A 16,196-nucleotide genomic window follows, 5' to 3' on the forward strand; every position below is an offset into this window, starting at 1 on the left:
AGTGATGCTGTTGACCGAGATGGTGCCCCGCTCCGCGTCGGCAGACGAGGTGTACGACGCCTTCACCACCTGGGTCGCCGATCGCGGACTCGAGCTCTACCCGCTGCAGGACGAGGCCGTGATCGAACTGGTCTCGGGCAACAACGTCGTGCTCGCCACCCCGACCGGATCCGGGAAGTCCATGGTGGCCGTGGCCGCGCACGTCGCCGCGTTGGCGGCGGGCGTCCGATCGTTCTACACCGCGCCCATCAAGGCCTTGGTCAGCGAGAAGTTCTTCGCCCTGTGCGAGATCTTCGGCGCGGAGAACGTCGGCATGATCACCGGCGACGCGGCCGTGAACGCCTCCGCCCCGATCGTGTGCGCCACCGCCGAGATCGTGGCCAACATGGCGCTGCGCGAGGGAGCCGACTCCTCCATCGGCCAGGTGATCATGGACGAGTTCCACTACTACTCCGAGCCCGACCGCGGATGGGCGTGGCAGGTCCCGCTGCTCGAACTCCCCCACGCCCAGTTTCTGCTCATGTCGGCCACGCTCGGCGACGTGTCCTTCTTCCGCGACGATCTCACCCGACGGACCGGTCGGCCGACCTCCGTCGTCGAGGGATCCGAACGGCCTGTCCCCCTGGTGTTCTCGTACCGCCTCACCCCGATCGTCGAGACCATCGAGGAACTGGTGTCGACGCACCTCGCGCCCGTCTACGTCGTCCACTTCACGCAGGCGGCGGCTCTCGAGCGCGCCCAGGCACTGACGTCGATCCAGGTCTCGACCAAGGAGACCAAGGCCGCGATCGCCGAGGCCATCGGTGGGTTCCGATTCACCACGGGGTTCGGAAAGACGCTGTCCCGCTTGGTGCGTCACGGCATCGGCGTGCACCACGCCGGCATGCTTCCCCGGTACCGGCGGCTGGTCGAGAAGCTCGCGCAGGACGGTCTGCTCGCCGTGATCTGCGGAACGGACACCCTCGGTGTCGGCATCAACGTGCCGATTCGCACGGTGCTTCTCACCGGTCTGACCAAGTACGACGGCGTTCGGACCCGTCAGCTGCGGGCGCGCGAGTTCCACCAGATCGCCGGTCGCGCCGGTCGGGCCGGGTACGACACGCTCGGCACGGTGATGGTGCAGGCGCCCGAGCACGACATCGAGAACGCGCGCCTGGTGGCGAAGGCGGGCGACGACCCGAAGAAGCTCAAGCGGATTCAGCGCAAGAAGGCTCCCGAGGGGTTCGTCTCCTGGGGCAAGCCGAGTTTCGAGCGTTTGGTCGCCGCGAGTCCCGAGCCGCTCGTGTCACGGTTCCGGGTGAACAACTCGATGCTGCTGAACGTGATCGCCCGGCCCGGAAGCTGTTTCGACGCCATGCGGCATCTCCTCGAGGACAACCACGAGACGCGCGCAGCGCAGCGCCGACACATTCTCCAGGCGGTGCGGCTCTACCGCGGGCTGCGGGACGCCGGCATCGTCGAGCAACTCGACGAGCCGGACGACGAGGGTCGGCGGGCCCGCCTCACCGTGGACCTTCAGCGCGACTTCGCGCTGAACCAACCGCTGTCGACGTTCGCGCTGGCCGCGTTCGAACTGCTGGACCGCGAACAGCCCACCTATGCCCTCGACGTCGTCTCCGTCATCGAGGCGACGCTCGACGATCCGCGCCAGATTCTCTGGGCGCAGCAGCACGCGGCGCGCGGTGAGGCCGTTGCCCAGATGAAGGCGGACGGCCTCGAATACGAGGAGCGGATGGAGCTCCTCGAGGAGATCACCTGGCCCAAGCCGCTCGACGACGTGCTACGTCCGGCGTTCGAGGTCTATCGCGCCGGCCATCCCTGGCTGTCGGAGTTCGCGCTGTCCCCGAAATCCGTGGTGCGTGAGATGGTCGAGCGCGCCATGACGTTCTCCGACGTCATCTCCCGATACGGCCTTTCCCGCTCCGAGGGTTCCGTCCTGCGTTACCTCGCCGACGCGTACCGCGCGCTACGTCAGACCGTGCCGCCGGAGGTCCGGTCCGACGAGGTGCACGACATCACCGAGTGGCTCGGCGAGACGGTCCGCCAGGTCGATTCCAGCCTGCTCGACGAGTGGGAGAACCTCACCGACCCGCAGCCGACGGACGGCGACGCACCGGTGGTGCCGTACGGCGCCGACACCCCCAAACCGATCTCGGCGAACGCGCGTGCGTTCCGGGTAATGATTCGCAACGCCCTCTTCAAGCGCATCGACCTCGCAGCGCGCCGACGCTGGTCCGACCTGGACGAACTCGGGGACGACGTCGATTGGGCCGACGATCTCGAGGAGTACTTCGCCGAGTACGGCGAGATCGGAACGGGCCCGAATGCCCGCGGCCCGCAACTGTTCTCGCTCGTAACCGACGCCGACGGCACGACGGCGCGGCAGGTGATCGACGATCCCGAGGGCGACCACGGCTGGGCCCTGATCGCCCTCGTCGACGTGCCCGAATCGGACGCGACCGGCGAGGTCGTGTTCGAGGACATGGTCGTGCGGGCCGGTTGAGTCGGGCCGAGCCCGGACCTAGCATCGCACCATGGCGATCGAGGTCCACGTGGTTCGGGTGTTCACCGATTCCGAGGGCCGTCACGGCAACCCGCTGGGCATCGTCGATGCCGCCGCCGTGCCGGCCTCGGACCGGCAGGAGTTGGCTCGTCGCCTGAACTACAGCGAGACGGTGTTCGTGGACGTGCCGGGTGAGCCAACCGAGTCGACGGCCGTCCGCATCCACACCCCCGCCGCGGAACTGCCCTTCGCGGGACACCCGACGGTGGGGACGGCGGCCTGGCTCGCGCGGCGCGGAACGCCCGTCACCGCCCTCGACGTGCCCGCCGGTTCGGTCGCGGTCCGCATCGACGGCGACGAGGTGTCGGTCCGTGCGCGTGCCGACTGGGCACCGGAGTTCGAGATCGAGCAGCTCTCGACCGTCGACGCCGTTCTGGCCGTCGATCCCACCCGCTACACGGACGGCCACCACTACGTCTGGGCGTGGATCGACGAGTCGGCCGGGCGCATCCGATCTCGAATGTTCGCTCCCGACATGGGTATCGCGGAGGACGAGGCGACGGGCGCGGCCGCGTTGCGCATCACCGCCCACCTCGGACGAAGCCTGGCCATCGAGCAGGGCCGCGGATCGCAGCTGATCACCACCCTCGGCGACGACGGGTGGATCGACCTCGGCGGTCGGGTGGTCGCGGACGCGTCACGCAAGCTCGAGCTCTAGGGTCTAAGAACACTAGGGACGGCGCGGCGACGACGATAGCTAAAACCTTTCGTGTCGGTGCAATCACCACAACCGCACCGAGAACCGAGAGGTACCCGTCTCTCACGTATACGCCTCCCTCAGCCCGATGGGGCGATCAAGCTCGCGTGAGTTCGACCTTCGGCTATCGATGGTCCACCCGACGGACCGCAGATCGGTGCCAGGTATCACCGAGCACCACAGCCGGGTTAGCTCAACCCGACGCGTCAACCGAAAGGGGCAAGTCCCTCGTGGCTCCCTCCTTCTCCAAGCAAACCCACGGACACCCACGAAAGCGCCGTAATACAAACATGCTTTGTTGTCCATTCTCGTCCGAGCGGTCGGCAGCGAAACGTGGGTAACAACGCCGGCCGTCTGATAGACATACGTCGTGTCTAGTCCGCCCGGCTGGTTCCCCGATCCCGTCGATCCCAAGCTCAACCGCTTCTGGGATGGAAGGCAATGGACGCCGCAAACACGAAACAAAGATTCCATGACCGTCAGCGCTTCGCCGGACAAGACCAAACGGGTCACGTGGATCGTCTGTGGGGTCGCAGCCGCCGTGGTGTTTCTGTTCGCGGCCATAGGTGGAACGGCGAGCGATGAGGGGACTCGGAGCAACAATGTACAGGGTTACCCTTACAATGCCCCCACATCGTCCACTCGCTCGATAACCGCGCCGTCAGTCAGGCCTACACCAGTCCCGGTCGCGCCTGCGGAACAGCAAGTGCCGCCAGCGCAACCGACCAGAGATGCTCCATCTCAAGCGGGTATCGGAGAAGCCGTGCGTGACGGCAAATTTGAATTTCTCGTCACGGCATGGGACGGCGAGACAGCTCAGCTGACAGTCACCAATATTGGAGACCGGCCCCAGTCGTTCGCCATTTCGGCTCAATATCTGTACGACGTCCAGCAGCGGCGGTTTGAACCCGAGTTCGAGTGGGATTCGGATCTCGCTTTCGCGGACCTCAACCCCGGGCAGTCCGTCTCCGGTGCGATCACGTTCGTCTTGAGCGGTGCCGTTCCTGACTACCTGGAACTGCACGACTCGGTCTTCTCTGGCGGCGTAAAGGTCCCACTACGGTAGGTTTTTCTGAGCGCAGTGTTCGCGGCGTGATGCGACCTGAGCTACTTGCTTCGGTTCCGGTGCGGGGTCGGTAACGACTTTTGCAACAGATCCGCACCGGGAAGCCGCGGTGCAGGCCTTAGACGTCAGTCCGTGCGCGTGCCGACTGCGCGCCGGGGTTCGAGATCGAGCCACTCTCGACCGTCGACGTTGACCTGGCCATCGAGCAGGGCCGCGGATCGCAGCTGATCACCACCCTCGGCGACGACGGGTGGATCGACCTCGGCGGTCGGGTGGTCGCCGAGAACACACGGTCGGTGCCCGACGAGGAATCACAGCCGGTCTAGTCGAACCTCACCGCGATCTCGCGGCCCAGGGTCACGCCCTCGGCCAACGGCAGGTGATCCCCGCTCCAGAAGCGGCCGGGGTCGTACCAGTTCGCCCGCCGCCGAGGCGGTTTCAGGCCCAACTTGTCGAAGGGTTTAAGCGGCGTCGGCGATTCTCGCGCGGTGAGCAGACCCATGGCCTCGTAGGTCATGGCCACCACCTCTGCGCAGTACATCGTCTCGAGGCCGCGATCGTCCCCGCGGCCCACGGCCGGGAGGCGACCGGCGAACCACCGCCCGGCGAGCTTCGCCGTCGTGGGGAACGCGGTGCCGTCCAGGCGCGCGATCGTTCGCATGAGCGCGTCCTCCTGCGCCCGCGTGACCGGTGTCTGCAATTGGCGGAACCACGCCCGCTGGTCGTAGCGACGCCCCCACTGCTCCACGGCAGCCCGCAGATCGTGCAGTTGCACGCCGCGCTGGTGCTTCCCGGTCCACATGTCCGGCAGGGACTGTCCCAATTCCGCGTGCCACATCAGCGGCGGCAGATCGTCGAGGACGACGGCCATGCCCACGTGGTTCACCGGACTGTTGGTGAGGGTCTGAATTGCGCGGTCCGCAGCCGAGCGGCCACGGAAGATCCACAGGTCGCCCGTTCGGGTCAGGTCCACGGCCGTATCCAGATCCACCGACGACGGTCCCGAGGCATTCACGCAGGGAAGCCTAGTGGCCGCTAGGGTGCGACCATGCGCTCGTCTCGCGGATCGTCCCGGTTCGGTTCACCACGGACCTGGCTGAAGTTCGCCGGTCTCGCGGGCGCCGTCGGTGTCGCCGCCACGGGCGTCGTCGTCGCACGGTCGGAGCGACGGCGTCGGGACTACGAGCCCGACGAGATCCGCGAGCGGCTCCACCAGCGACTGGCGGTGGCCACCTCCGCGGCGTCGGACGACCCTGTCACACGTCGGCGCGGACGTACTCGGCGATGACGACCCCCGAATCGAACGTGCGCGTGCGGGTCGGCCGGAACCGCCGATCGGCGTAGGACGCCCCACCGAACAGCGGCATTCCCTTCCCCAGCACCACCGGATTCAGCTTCAGGATCAGGCGATCGATCTCGTCGATCAGCGTCCCCGCGAGCGCTCCCCCACCCGCCAGATAGATGCCCCCACCCCCGTCGCCGCGGAGATTCCGCACCGTCGCCACGGGGTCGGCCGTCACCGCGACGTCGGGCGAAGTCGACAGCCGCGAACGGGACGCGACGATCTGCCGCAAGTGCGGATACGGGCTGTCGATGCCCGCGTCGAGCGCCGGGGTGTACGTGTTCCACCCCATGATCACCGTGTCGACGAGCGTGGGGTCGGCGGTGACGCCGAGCGCCCTGCGGACGTGATCGGGCAGCATGTCCGCGTATTCGTCGACCACCACCGCCATGTGGTCGCCCTCGTCGGCGAATGCACTCCACGTGCCGTCGGGGGCGGCGATGAACCCGTCGAGACTCGTGGCGACGTAGTAGATCAGTTCTCGCACTGGCGAACCTCTCTCGACCGGGGTGGGCCCGCCACGCTACGAGATCGACCGACGGCGGCGCGACGACTTTTCGCCCGCTCCGGGCACGCTCAGCCGACCGTGGCGTCCAGTGCGCGCGCGGTGGCCGCGGCCATCTGCTCCACCTGCTCGTCGGTCATGACGAACGCCGGCGAGAACTGAATGGCACCGTTGCCCGCCGCCCGCGCCGAGACACCCTCGCGGCGCAGGGTCTTCACGAACGGCATGGCGTACGTCGGGTCCGCGAACTGCACGGCGGCGACGGCGCCCATGCCGCTCCGCACTTCACCGACCAGGTCGTGCTCGGCGAGCGGCGCGAGATGCCGATGCAGCGACGCCTCCAGCCGCGACGCATGCGACAGGAGATCTTCGCGGACGATGATGTCGAGGTTGGCGAGGGCCGCGGCCGCCGCGCCCGCGTGTCCGCCGTACGTGTAGCCGTGCCGCCACCACGAGCCGCCCTCGTAGAACGGCGCCGCGATCCAGGGTGCCACGAACACCGCGCCCATGGGCACGTAGCCCGAGGTCAGACCCTTGGCGGTGGTCACCAGATCGGGCTCGAGCTCGAACTTCGACGAGGCGAACCAGGCATCGCCGATGCGTCCGAAGCCCGTCACCACCTCGTCGGCGACGAACAGGATGTCGTGGTCGCGGCAGATCTGCCGCACCTCGTGGAGGTAGCCCGCGGGCGGGAGGTAGACGCCACCGGCGCCGATGATCGGCTCCGCGAAGAACGCCGCGATGGTGTCGGCGCCCTCTTTCTCGATGAGCGCCAGCAGTTCCTTGGCGTCGTCCCACGCCACGGTGCGGGCGTCGGTCATGAGCTCGCCGTAGTTCTCCCGGTTGAGCGGAAGTCCGGACAGCGCGGTGCCGGCGACGTGCATGCCGTGATACGCCTTCTGTCGACCGACCACCACCGACTTGCCCGGTCGGCCGACCTGGTGCCAGTACCGGCGCGCCAGCTTCGCCGCGGTGTCGATCGAGTCCGATCCGCCCGAGGTGAAGAAGATCTTGCTGCCCGGCACCGGCGCGATCTCGGCCAGACGATCCGCGAGCTCGAGCGTCACGTCGGGGGTGACGTCGCCGAAGGTCGAGTAGTGCGCGAGGGTGCTCAGCTGTCGGGCGACGGCGTCCGCGATCTCGGTCCGGCCGTGGCCGACGTTGGTGAACCACAGTCCGGCGGTGCCGTCGAGGTACTCGCGACCGTCCGTGTCCCATATCCGCGCGCCCTCGCCCCGAGCGACGACGAAGCGCCCGCCCGACTCGACCGCGTGCATGTCGGAGAAGCCGTGCCAGAACGCTGAGCTGTGATCGGTCACGTCGGTCAGCGTAGACCGGCCCGATACGCTGGACTCAGCCATGTCGACACCTGCCTCCACCTCCCCCACGCGCAGTGACCTCACCGCGCGCCTCGCCGGACTCACCCATACCGACGCCCATCGCCTCGGTCGGCGTCTCGGACGCAGTCGGCGACCCGAGGACCTCGCGAAGATCTCCGCCGACATCGATCGCGCCGAGGTGCGGGTACGGAACCGGCGTGCCGCCGTCCCCGCGCTCGAGTACCCGGAGTTCCTGCCGGTCACGGCCCGGCGCGAGGACATCGCCGCCGCCATCGCCGAGAACCAGGTGGTGATCGTCGCAGGCGAGACCGGCTCCGGCAAGACGACGCAGATTCCCAAGATCTGTCTGGAACTGGGCCGCGGCGTGCTCGGCACCATCGGCCACACGCAGCCGCGTCGTCTCGCCGCTCGGACGGTCGCCGAGCGAATCGCGGAGGAACTGGGCCAGGAGATCGGCGACGCCGTCGGCTACACCGTCCGGTTCACCGATCGCTCGAGCGACGACACGTTGATCAAGCTCATGACGGACGGCATCCTGCTCGCGGAGATCCAGCGGGACCGCATGCTGCGTCGATACGACACGATCATCATCGACGAGGCACACGAACGCAGCCTCAACATCGACTTCCTCCTGGGCTACCTGGCTCGCCTGCTCCCTCAGCGCCCCGAGCTCAAGGTGATCGTGACGTCGGCGACCATCGACCCCGAGCGGTTCGCCCGGCATTTCGCGGTCGACGGCCGGGACGCGCCCATCGTCGAGGTCTCCGGGCGCACCTTCCCGGTCGAGATGCGCTATCGCCCTCTCACCGTCGACCGTGAGGACGAGACCGTCGATCGCGACCCCGTCGACGCCACGTGCGACGCCGTCGACGAACTGCTGCGCGAGCCCGAGGGCGACATCCTCGTCTTCCTCTCCGGCGAGCGCGAGATCCGTGACACCGCCGACGCGTTGAAGGACCGTCGCCTGCGCGGCGTCGAGGTGCTCCCGCTCTACGCCCGGTTGTCCGCCGCCGAGCAGCATCGCGTGTTCGAGCGCCACTCCGGTCGGCGCATCGTCCTGGCCACCAACGTCGCCGAGACGTCCCTCACCGTCCCCGGCATCCGCTACGTCGTCGACCCCGGCACCGCGCGCATCTCCCGGTACTCGCTGCGCACGAAGGTGCAACGGCTTCCCATCGAGCCGATCTCGAAGGCCTCGGCCCGCCAGCGCGCAGGACGCTGCGGCCGCGTCGCCGACGGCATCTGCATCCGGTTGTACTCGGAGGAGGACTTCGACGCGCGTCCGGACTTCACCGACCCGGAGATCCTGCGGACCAACCTGGCGTCGGTCATCCTGCAGATGGCCTCGCTCGGCCTCGGGGCCGTGGAAAAGTTCCCGTTCGTCGAACCGCCGGACCCGCGCAGCGTGCGGGACGGGCTCGGACTGCTCACCGAACTCGGCGCGCTGGACACCGCACCGCATGCCGGTGACCACGACGGGCCGCGGTTGACCGCCCTCGGACGCGAGCTCGCCGGCCTCCCGGTCGATCCGCGGATGGCGCGCATGCTGGTGGAAGCCCACCGCTCCGGATGCCTTCCGGAGATGCTGGTCATCGTGGCAGCGCTGTCCATCCAGGACGTGCGCGAGCGTCCTGCCGAGCACCAGCAGGCGGCCGACGAGATGCACCGGCGCTTCGCGGTCGAGGGGTCGGACTTCCTCGCCCTCCGGGAACTCTGGACCTACCTCGGCAAGCAGCGACGGGCGTTGTCCTCCAACCAGTTCCGGCGGCTGTGTCGCACCGAGTTCCTGCACTACCTGCGCATTCGCGAGTGGCAGGACCTGCACGGCCAGCTCCGGCAGATCGCCCGCGGCATGGGGTGGACCGTGCCCGATCACGACGCGCACACCCCGGCGTCGGACGCCACGATCCATCAGGCGCTGCTGTCGGGCCTGTTGTCGCACATCGGATTACGGGAGGGCGACAAGCGCGACTTCCTCGGGGCACGCGGCTCGACCTTCGCGATCTTCCCCGGCTCGTCGCTGTCGAAGAAGCCACCGCGGTGGGTGATGGCGGCCGAGCTGGTGGAGACCAGCCGGCTCTGGGCGCGCATGGCCGCGCGCATCGAGCCCGAGTGGGCGGAGAAACTCGCCCCCCACCTGCTCAAGCGGCAGTACTCCGAACCGCACTGGTCCACCAAGCGCGAAGCCGCCGTGGCGTACGAGCGCGTGACGCTGTACGGCGTCCCGCTGGTGGCCAAGCGGCCGGTGTCCTACGGGTCGATCGACGCGGAGGTCTCGCGGGATCTGTTCCTGCGTCACGCCCTCGTCCATGGTGAGTGGCGCACCCACCACCGCTTCTTCCATCACAATCAGCAATTGCGCAGTGACGCCGAGGAATTGGAGTCGCGGGCCCGACGCCGCGACATCGTGGTCGACGACGACGCCCTGTACGCGTTCTACGACGAGCGCGTGCCCGCCGACGTGGTCTCTGCGCGTCACTTCGATCGGTGGTGGAAGAAGGCGTCCCGCGCGACGCCGGACCTGCTCGACTTCGACCGCGCGACCGTCGTCACTCCGGCTGCCGCCGCGGTCACCGGCGGCGACTTCCCCGACGCGTGGCGCCAGGGCGAGCGGCAGTTCCCGTTGACCTATCAGTTCGAGCCGGGCCGAGACGACGACGGCGTGACCGTCCACATCCCGGTCGACCAGTTGCCGCAGGTCGCCGACGTCGGCTTCGACTGGCTGGTCCCCGGCATGCGCCTCGATCTCGTCACCGCGCTGATCAAGACGCTGCCGAAGGACCTGCGCCGCACCGTGGTTCCCGCGCCCGATCACGCCGCGGCCGCCGTCGCCGCCATGCGACCTCGCACCGAACCGCTCACGACGGCGCTCTCGCGCGAGCTCACCCGCATGGGTGGTGTCCCGATCGCGGCCGAGGACTTCTCCCCCGACGCGCTGCCCCGGCACCTGCGGATGACGTTCCGGATCGTCGACGGCACCACCGAGCTGGGCCGCGGACCGTCGTTGTCGGCATTGAAGGCCAGGCTGGGACGCGCCGCGGCCACCGCCGTGTCGGCGGCGGCCAAGGACACCGAGAAGGGCCCCGTCCGCCGGTGGACGTCCGAGACGATCGGCACTCTGGAGCCGACGGTGACCCGGACCGTGCAGGGCCGCGCCGTCACCGGCTACCCGGCGCTGGTGGCAGAGAGCGGTGGTGTGGCCGTCCGCGTGCTCGGGTCGGCGGCCGAACAGCGTGCGGCCATGCGGGAGGGGACGCGGCGGCTGCTGCTCGACGCGATCCCGGTCTCGACAAAGTCCCTCCTGGCCGGTCGCTCACCGGCGGCGCGGCTGCACCTCGGCCAGAACCCGCACGGCAGCATCGAGGCCCTGCTCGACGATTGTCGCGCGTTGGCCGTCGACGATCTGATGTCCGCGCACGGCGGTCCCGTGTCCTCGCCGGACGCGTTCGCCGCCCTCGAGTCGGCCGTCCGCCGTGACCTCGCGTCACGGACGGCCGCGGTCCTGCGGCTGGTCGAACCCGTCCTCGCGGCGGCCACAGCGGTCCGACTGGCACTCGAGGGATCGAGCGGCGACCCTGCCGAGGACGTGCGGGCGCAACTGGACGCCCTGATCTTCCCTGGCTTCGTCTTCGAGACGGGCACGGCGCACCTGCCCCATCTGCCGCGCTACCTCAAGGCTGCGCGGCGTCGGCTGGACGCGCTGCCGTCGAGCGCGACCCGAGACGCTGCGGGTATGGACGCCCTCGATCGTGTCTACGCCGCGTACGACGCACTCCTCCAGAGCCTGCCGTCCGCCCGCCGATCCGGTGACGACGTGCGGGAGATCGCGTGGATGATCGAGGAACTGCGGGTCAACCTGTTCGCGCAGGCCCTCGGCACTGCCTACCCGGTGTCCGAGAAACGGGTCCTGAAAGCAATCGACGCCGTGCGCACGGCGCGGCGCTGACGTCGGCTCAGGCCGTGCTCGGCACCGTGTCCTCGCCCCGCTGATGCCGGCGAAGTTCGTCGATCTCGCGTTCGAAGTCCTCGGCGCTGCTGAACGAGCGGTAGACCGACGCGAAACGCAGGTAGGCCACCTCGTCCAGGTCGCGCAGCGGACCGAGGATGGCGAGTCCGACCTCGTTGCTGGGGATCTCCGCGGAGCCCGAGGCGCGGACGGTGTCCTCGACCTGCTGCGCGAGGAGGACGAGAGCATCGTTGTCGACGTCGCGGCCCTGGCACGCGCGACGCACACCCTTGATCACCTTGTCACGACTGAAGGGTTCGCTGACGCCGCTCCGCTTGACCACGGACAGCACCGCCGTCTCGACGGTGGTGAACCGGCGACCGCACTCGGGACACGACCGCCGACGGCGGATCGCCTGCCCCTCGTCCGCCTCACGAGAATCGACCACGCGCGAGTCGGGGTGACGGCAGAACGGGCAGTGCATGTGGCGGTGACCCCTCGGTGCTCACGGGACGATTCCGTTCCGTACGGACGGTGCGACGTCGTCGCCGACGCCGCGCACCAGCCTACCGAGGGCCGTGCCACGATCGATCAGCGCGGGGACACGCCGAGGTCGAGCTGCTCCACGACGGTCGGCTGCGGCGGAACGTCGGCGGCCCGCAGGTTGGCCACTCCGACGAGCCCGAGGGCCGTTGCCGCTGTGACCAGAACCACAGCGGCGACCGACGCGAGACCCCGGACCGGCCGAGACACGTGCGGTGCACGCGACACCCCGACCGAGTGGCCGACGTACTCGACCGCGCCGGCGTGCGGGCGACGCACGTCGCGCGAGACGGCACGACGGCGTACGGGAGCAGACCGACGCGGCGCGGGGGCCGCGACGCGCTCGGCCGTGGCCACGGAACCCCAGTAGGACTCGTCGTCGCAGGTCCAGCGATCGACGGACGGGCGAGAGGTCGCTCCGACTCGAGCGCCGCGAACGGTCTGCAGTTCGGTACTGATCACGACAACCACTCCTCGTGGGTAGGCGGTGGTACCCCGGCGAGCTGAACGCCCACCGGCGTTCGGCCGTTCCGTTCGACCACGCGTTCGAAGGAACGCATGTTCGATGTATAGCAGGGCGGTCCGACACAGTCCACGAAATCGCGACACGGATCGAACAGGTGTTTGATCACCGGTCGAATCCGGTCTAACTTCTACTCACGACGTCGCATCGGACACCGGGGCACCAGACGCCCCATCCGCACCACCGTCCGGCGCGCCCAGCAGCACCCGCCCGCCCCGGGCCGGCCACCGATGGAGGTTCACAGCATGACCGACGAGAGCTCGTCCGCCACGAGTACCGATTCCGGCCTGACCGAGCGGCAACGTCGCGTTCTCGAGGTCATCCGGGCCTCCGTCACCGAGCGTGGTTACCCGCCGAGCATCCGCGAGATCGGCGACGCCGTGGGCCTGACCTCGACCTCCTCGGTCGCCCACCAACTGCGGACACTGGAGAAGAAGGGCTTCCTGCGCCGCGACCCGAACCGGCCCCGCGCGGTCGACGTCCGCCTGCCGGGCGAGAACGGACGGCCGGACGAGGTGGCCTCGACGGGCGACGCCCCCACCGTCGAGCCCGCCGCCCGCGACGCCGGCGCCGAGTCGGACGCCCTGCCCGCGCCCACCTTCGTCCCGGTTCTCGGGCGCATCGCAGCCGGCGGTCCCATCCTGGCCGAGCAAGCCGTCGAAGAGGTGTTCCCCCTCCCGCGCGAGCTGGTCGGCTCCGGTTCGCTCTTCCTGCTGCGGGTGGTCGGCGAGTCCATGATCGACGCGGCCATCTGCGACGGTGACTGGGTGGTCGTCCGGCAGCAGAACGTCGCGGACAACGGAGACATCGTCGCCGCCATGATCGACGGCGAGGCCACGGTCAAGACGTTCAAGCGCACCGGCGGTGACGTGTGGCTGCTCCCCCACAACCCGCTCTTCGAACCCATTCCCGGCAACGACGCCGTGATCCTCGGCAAGGTCGTCACCGTGATGCGCAAGCTCTGATCGTCCCCCGACGACGGCGAGAGCCGGCACCGTTCTCGGTGCCGGCTCTCATCGTTCGTCCGCGAGGGTCAGAGATCCAGGCCGCGCCCGATGATCTCCTTCATGATCTCCGTGGTGCCGCCGTAGATGGTCTGCACGCGAGAGTCCATGTACGCCTTGGCGATCGGGTATTCCTTCATGTAGCCGTATCCACCGTGGAGCTGCAGGCACCGGTCGATGATCTTGACCTGGTTCTCCGTGGTCCACCACTTGGCCATGGCGGCTTCCTGCACGGTGAGCTCGCCCGCGTTGAGCTGCTCGATGTACTTGTCCACCATGATGCGGACAGCTGTGGCCTCGGTGGCGCACTCGGCCAGGACGAACCGGGTGTTCTGGAACTTCCCGATCGGCTTGCCGAACGCCTTGCGGTCCTTGCAGTACTGCACCGTCATCTCGATCGAGCGTTCGATGGCAGCGGCCGCGACCACGGCGATGGACAGCCGCTCCTGCGGAAGGTTCTGCATGAGGTAGATGAAGCCCATCCCCTCCTCGCCCAGCATGTTCGCCGCCGGCACCCGGACGTCGGTGAAGCTGAGCTCGGCCGTGTCCTGGGCCTTCATGCCGATCTTGTCGAGGTTGCGGCCCCGCTCGAACCCGGGCATGTCGCGCTCGACGCCGAAGATGCTGAATCCCTGGGCGCCCTTCTCGGGATCGGTGCAGGCCACGACGAGGACCAGATCGGCGTTGATGCCGTTGGTAATGAACGTCTTCGAGCCGTTGAGCACCCAGTCGTCACCGTCGCGGACGGCGCGCGTCTTGATGCCCTGCAGGTCGCTGCCGGTGCCGGGCTCGGTCATCGCGATGGCGGTGATGAGCTCGCCCGAGCAGAATCCGGGCAGCCAGCGCTGCTTCTGCTCCTCGTTGGTGAGCTCGATCAGGTAGGGCGCGACGACGTCGTTGTGCAGGGTGAACCCGATGCCGCTGTAGCCGCCGAACGTGGTCTCCTCGGTGACGATCGCGTTGTAGCGGAAGTCCTTCACGCCGCCGCCGCCGTACTCCTCCGGCACGGCCATGCCCAGGAAGCCCTGCTTGCCGGCCTCGACCCACACGCCGCGGTCGACGATGTTCTGCTCTTCCCACTCCGCGTGATGCGGTGCGACGTGCTGCTCGAGGAACTTCTTGTACGAGCTGCGGAACAGATCGTGCTCGGGCTCGAACAACGTGCGCTTCATGACTCTCCTCGTGTGACGTGAGTTACCACTTCACGGTAGGTCGGAGCACGAAGGGCGTCGATGACCTGTGCGAGCGCGTTCGGTGACCACCCCCGACCCGATCCGATCCGGTGCAGTGGACGGCGTACAGCACCGCTCACTGCACCCGATCGGCGTGACGGCGGACGGCGCGGCGACTCAGCGAGCGGTGCGCCCCGCCGACGCCCGCAGGATCGGGTAGCCCACCAGGATCCCCACCGACCCCCAGACGATGCCGCCGAGCTCGACGGACCCGATGGTCAGCGTCAGATCGCCGATCCCGGCGACCAGCGCGGCCGCGGCGACCATGAGGTTGACGGGCCGGGTGAAGTCGACGTTCGCCTCCTGCCAGATCCGCACGCCGAGCAGTCCGATGAGCCCGTAGAGCACCAGGGTCGCGCCACCGATGACGCCGCCGGGCACGGTGAAGACCAGTGCGCCGAACTTCGGCGAGAACGCCAGGACCAGCGCCGTCGCGGCCGCGACCCAGTAAGCGGCCGTCGAGTACACGCGGGTGGCGGCCATGACGCCGATGTTCTCGGCGTAGGTCGTGGTGCCCGAACCACCGCCGGCGCCGGCGAGCGCGGTGGCGACCCCGTCGGCCACGAGGGCGTCGCCGGCGACGTCGTCCAGCGAGCGGCCGGTCATGGCGGCGACCGCCTTGACGTGACCGACGTTCTCGGCGACCAGGACCACGACGACGGGCAGAGCGACCAGCACGGCGGAGAGCTGGAACGACGGCCCGGTGAACGTCGGGACACCGACCCACGCGGCCTCTTGCAGCGCGTCGACACGGGCCGGATCGAGCGCGCCGGTCAGTGCGCCGAAGACCCAGCCGACGACGACGCCGACCAGGATGCCGAGCCGCCCGATCAGGCCGGGGACAGCGACGGTGACCAGCAGGATCGCCACGAGCGTGACGGTGGCGACCAGCGGCTGCGACTCGTAGGAGGTCACGGCGGTGCCGGCGAGGTTGAGTCCGATCAGCGCGACGATGGCGCCGGTGACCAGGGGCGGCATGGCGGCGTCGAGCGCACGACTCCCGGCCACCTTGACCAGCACGCCGACGGCGGCGAGAGCGACACCGACGACCAGCACGGCACCGAGCTGGGCCGCCGGACCGTCGCCCGCGGTGGCGGCGAGCGGCGCGATGAAGGCGAACGACGAGCCGAGGTAGCTCGGTACCCGGCCCCGCGTGATCAGCAGGAACAGCGCGGTGCCGAGGCCGGAGAAGAACAGCGTCGTGGTGACCGGGAAGCCGGTGATGGTCGGCACGAGCAGCGTCGCACCGAACATCGCGACGACGTGCTGCATGCCGATGCCGACGGTGCGCGGCCAGGACAGACGTTCGTCGGGGGCGACGACACCGTCGGCGGCCACGCTCCGGCCGTCACCGTGCAGGGTCCACCGGGGGACGAGGCGGGAGCGCGACGAGGCGCGGGGTGCGGTCACGAGTCGTCATGATGACACGGACCGG

The 16,196-nt window shown here is 68.9% G+C and carries 13 protein-coding genes; 6 read left to right on the top strand and 7 right to left on the bottom strand.

All coding sequences use genetic code 11. The features are described 5' to 3' along the window. Positions 1-4 precede the first annotated feature (4 nt). From BMZ18_RS08285 to BMZ18_RS19135, 3 genes are all read left to right on the top strand, one after another. On the top strand, positions 5-2,503 hold the full coding sequence (locus BMZ18_RS08285) for a DEAD/DEAH box helicase (protein ID WP_068366313.1): 2,499 nt from the start codon (positions 5-7) through the stop codon (positions 2,501-2,503). Positions 2,504-2,534: 31 nt separating this feature from the next. Beyond that, positions 2,535-3,221, top strand: coding sequence for a PhzF family protein (locus BMZ18_RS08290; protein WP_068366301.1), 687 nt, complete (start codon positions 2,535-2,537; stop codon positions 3,219-3,221). A 409-nt stretch (positions 3,222-3,630) separates the two neighbouring features. Next, the gene (locus tag BMZ18_RS19135) at positions 3,631-4,326 is read left to right on the top strand and encodes a DUF4352 domain-containing protein (protein WP_082895274.1); all 696 of its coding nucleotides are present in this window, start codon (positions 3,631-3,633) and stop codon (positions 4,324-4,326) included. A 322-nt stretch (positions 4,327-4,648) separates the two neighbouring features. Here the strand turns inward: BMZ18_RS19135 and BMZ18_RS08305 are convergent, their stop codons facing one another. Continuing rightward, positions 4,649-5,341 carry a hypothetical protein gene (locus BMZ18_RS08305; protein WP_068366295.1) on the bottom strand — a complete coding sequence of 231 codons (693 nt, stop codon included), beginning with the start codon at positions 5,339-5,341 and terminating at the stop codon, positions 4,649-4,651. Between the two features lie 33 nt (positions 5,342-5,374). On the opposite strand from BMZ18_RS08305, the gene BMZ18_RS08310 reads away from it, so the two are divergent. After that, positions 5,375-5,614 (top strand): hypothetical protein, encoded by a 240-nt coding sequence (locus BMZ18_RS08310; RefSeq protein WP_074922080.1) that lies wholly within the window; start codon positions 5,375-5,377, stop codon positions 5,612-5,614. Here the strand turns inward: BMZ18_RS08310 and BMZ18_RS08315 are convergent. Then, positions 5,583-6,155 carry a dihydrofolate reductase family protein gene (locus tag BMZ18_RS08315; protein ID WP_074922081.1) on the bottom strand — a complete coding sequence of 191 codons (573 nt, stop codon included), beginning with the start codon at positions 6,153-6,155 and terminating at the stop codon, positions 5,583-5,585. The genes BMZ18_RS08310 and BMZ18_RS08315 overlap by 32 nt on opposite strands. A gap of 89 nt (positions 6,156-6,244) precedes the next feature. Continuing rightward, positions 6,245-7,534: an aminotransferase family protein gene (locus BMZ18_RS08320; RefSeq protein ID WP_074922083.1), complete on the bottom strand. Its 1,290-nt coding sequence runs from the start codon at positions 7,532-7,534 to the stop codon at positions 6,245-6,247. On the opposite strand from BMZ18_RS08320, the gene hrpA reads away from it, so the two are divergent. Beyond that, complete coding sequence (gene hrpA, locus BMZ18_RS08325) at positions 7,533-11,459, top strand: ATP-dependent RNA helicase HrpA (protein WP_068366048.1); 3,927 nt, start codon at positions 7,533-7,535, stop codon at positions 11,457-11,459. The two genes, BMZ18_RS08320 and hrpA, sit on opposite strands and share 2 nt — an antisense overlap. Before the next feature lie 7 nt (positions 11,460-11,466). Here the strand turns inward: hrpA and nrdR are convergent, their stop codons facing one another. Continuing rightward, complete coding sequence (nrdR, locus tag BMZ18_RS08330; RefSeq protein ID WP_068366046.1) at positions 11,467-11,943, bottom strand: transcriptional regulator NrdR; 477 nt, start codon at positions 11,941-11,943, stop codon at positions 11,467-11,469. Between the two features lie 107 nt (positions 11,944-12,050). Next, a complete protein-coding gene (locus BMZ18_RS08335; protein ID WP_139203878.1) occupies positions 12,051-12,464 on the bottom strand; it encodes a hypothetical protein in 414 nt (137 codons plus the stop codon). A 306-nt stretch (positions 12,465-12,770) separates the two neighbouring features. Here BMZ18_RS08335 and lexA point away from each other — a divergent pair, with 306 nt between their 5' ends. Next, the gene (lexA, locus tag BMZ18_RS08340) at positions 12,771-13,490 is read left to right on the top strand and encodes a transcriptional repressor LexA (protein ID WP_068100823.1); all 720 of its coding nucleotides are present in this window, start codon (positions 12,771-12,773) and stop codon (positions 13,488-13,490) included. 68 nt (positions 13,491-13,558) lie between these two features. On the opposite strand, the gene BMZ18_RS08345 is transcribed toward lexA, so the two are convergent. Together BMZ18_RS08345 and BMZ18_RS08350 are read right to left on the bottom strand one after the other, a co-directional pair. Beyond that, the gene (locus BMZ18_RS08345) at positions 13,559-14,701 is read right to left on the bottom strand and encodes an acyl-CoA dehydrogenase family protein (RefSeq protein WP_068100821.1); all 1,143 of its coding nucleotides are present in this window, start codon (positions 14,699-14,701) and stop codon (positions 13,559-13,561) included. Between the two features lie 177 nt (positions 14,702-14,878). Beyond that, a complete protein-coding gene (locus BMZ18_RS08350) occupies positions 14,879-16,171 on the bottom strand; it encodes a uracil-xanthine permease family protein (RefSeq protein ID WP_068366043.1) in 1,293 nt (430 codons plus the stop codon). Positions 16,172-16,196: the final 25 nt, after the last annotated feature.

This window comes from Rhodococcoides kroppenstedtii, from assembly GCF_900111805.1.
GTDB lineage: Bacteria > Actinomycetota > Actinomycetes > Mycobacteriales > Mycobacteriaceae > Rhodococcoides > Rhodococcoides kroppenstedtii.

Coding starts and splice junctions, on each gene's coding strand:
- BMZ18_RS08345 (WP_068100821.1), bottom strand. CDS start 14,701: ATGAAGCGCACGTTGTTCGAGCCCGAGCACGATCTGTTCCGCAGCTCG.
- BMZ18_RS08290 (WP_068366301.1), top strand. CDS start 2,535: ATGGCGATCGAGGTCCACGTGGTTCGGGTGTTCACCGATTCCGAGGGC.
- BMZ18_RS08285 (WP_068366313.1), top strand. CDS start 5: ATGCTGTTGACCGAGATGGTGCCCCGCTCCGCGTCGGCAGACGAGGTG.
- nrdR (WP_068366046.1), bottom strand. CDS start 11,943: ATGCACTGCCCGTTCTGCCGTCACCCCGACTCGCGCGTGGTCGATTCT.
- lexA (WP_068100823.1), top strand. CDS start 12,771: ATGACCGACGAGAGCTCGTCCGCCACGAGTACCGATTCCGGCCTGACC.
- hrpA (WP_068366048.1), top strand. CDS start 7,533: ATGTCGACACCTGCCTCCACCTCCCCCACGCGCAGTGACCTCACCGCG.
- BMZ18_RS08320 (WP_074922083.1), bottom strand. CDS start 7,534: ATGGCTGAGTCCAGCGTATCGGGCCGGTCTACGCTGACCGACGTGACC.
- BMZ18_RS08310 (WP_074922080.1), top strand. CDS start 5,375: ATGCGCTCGTCTCGCGGATCGTCCCGGTTCGGTTCACCACGGACCTGG.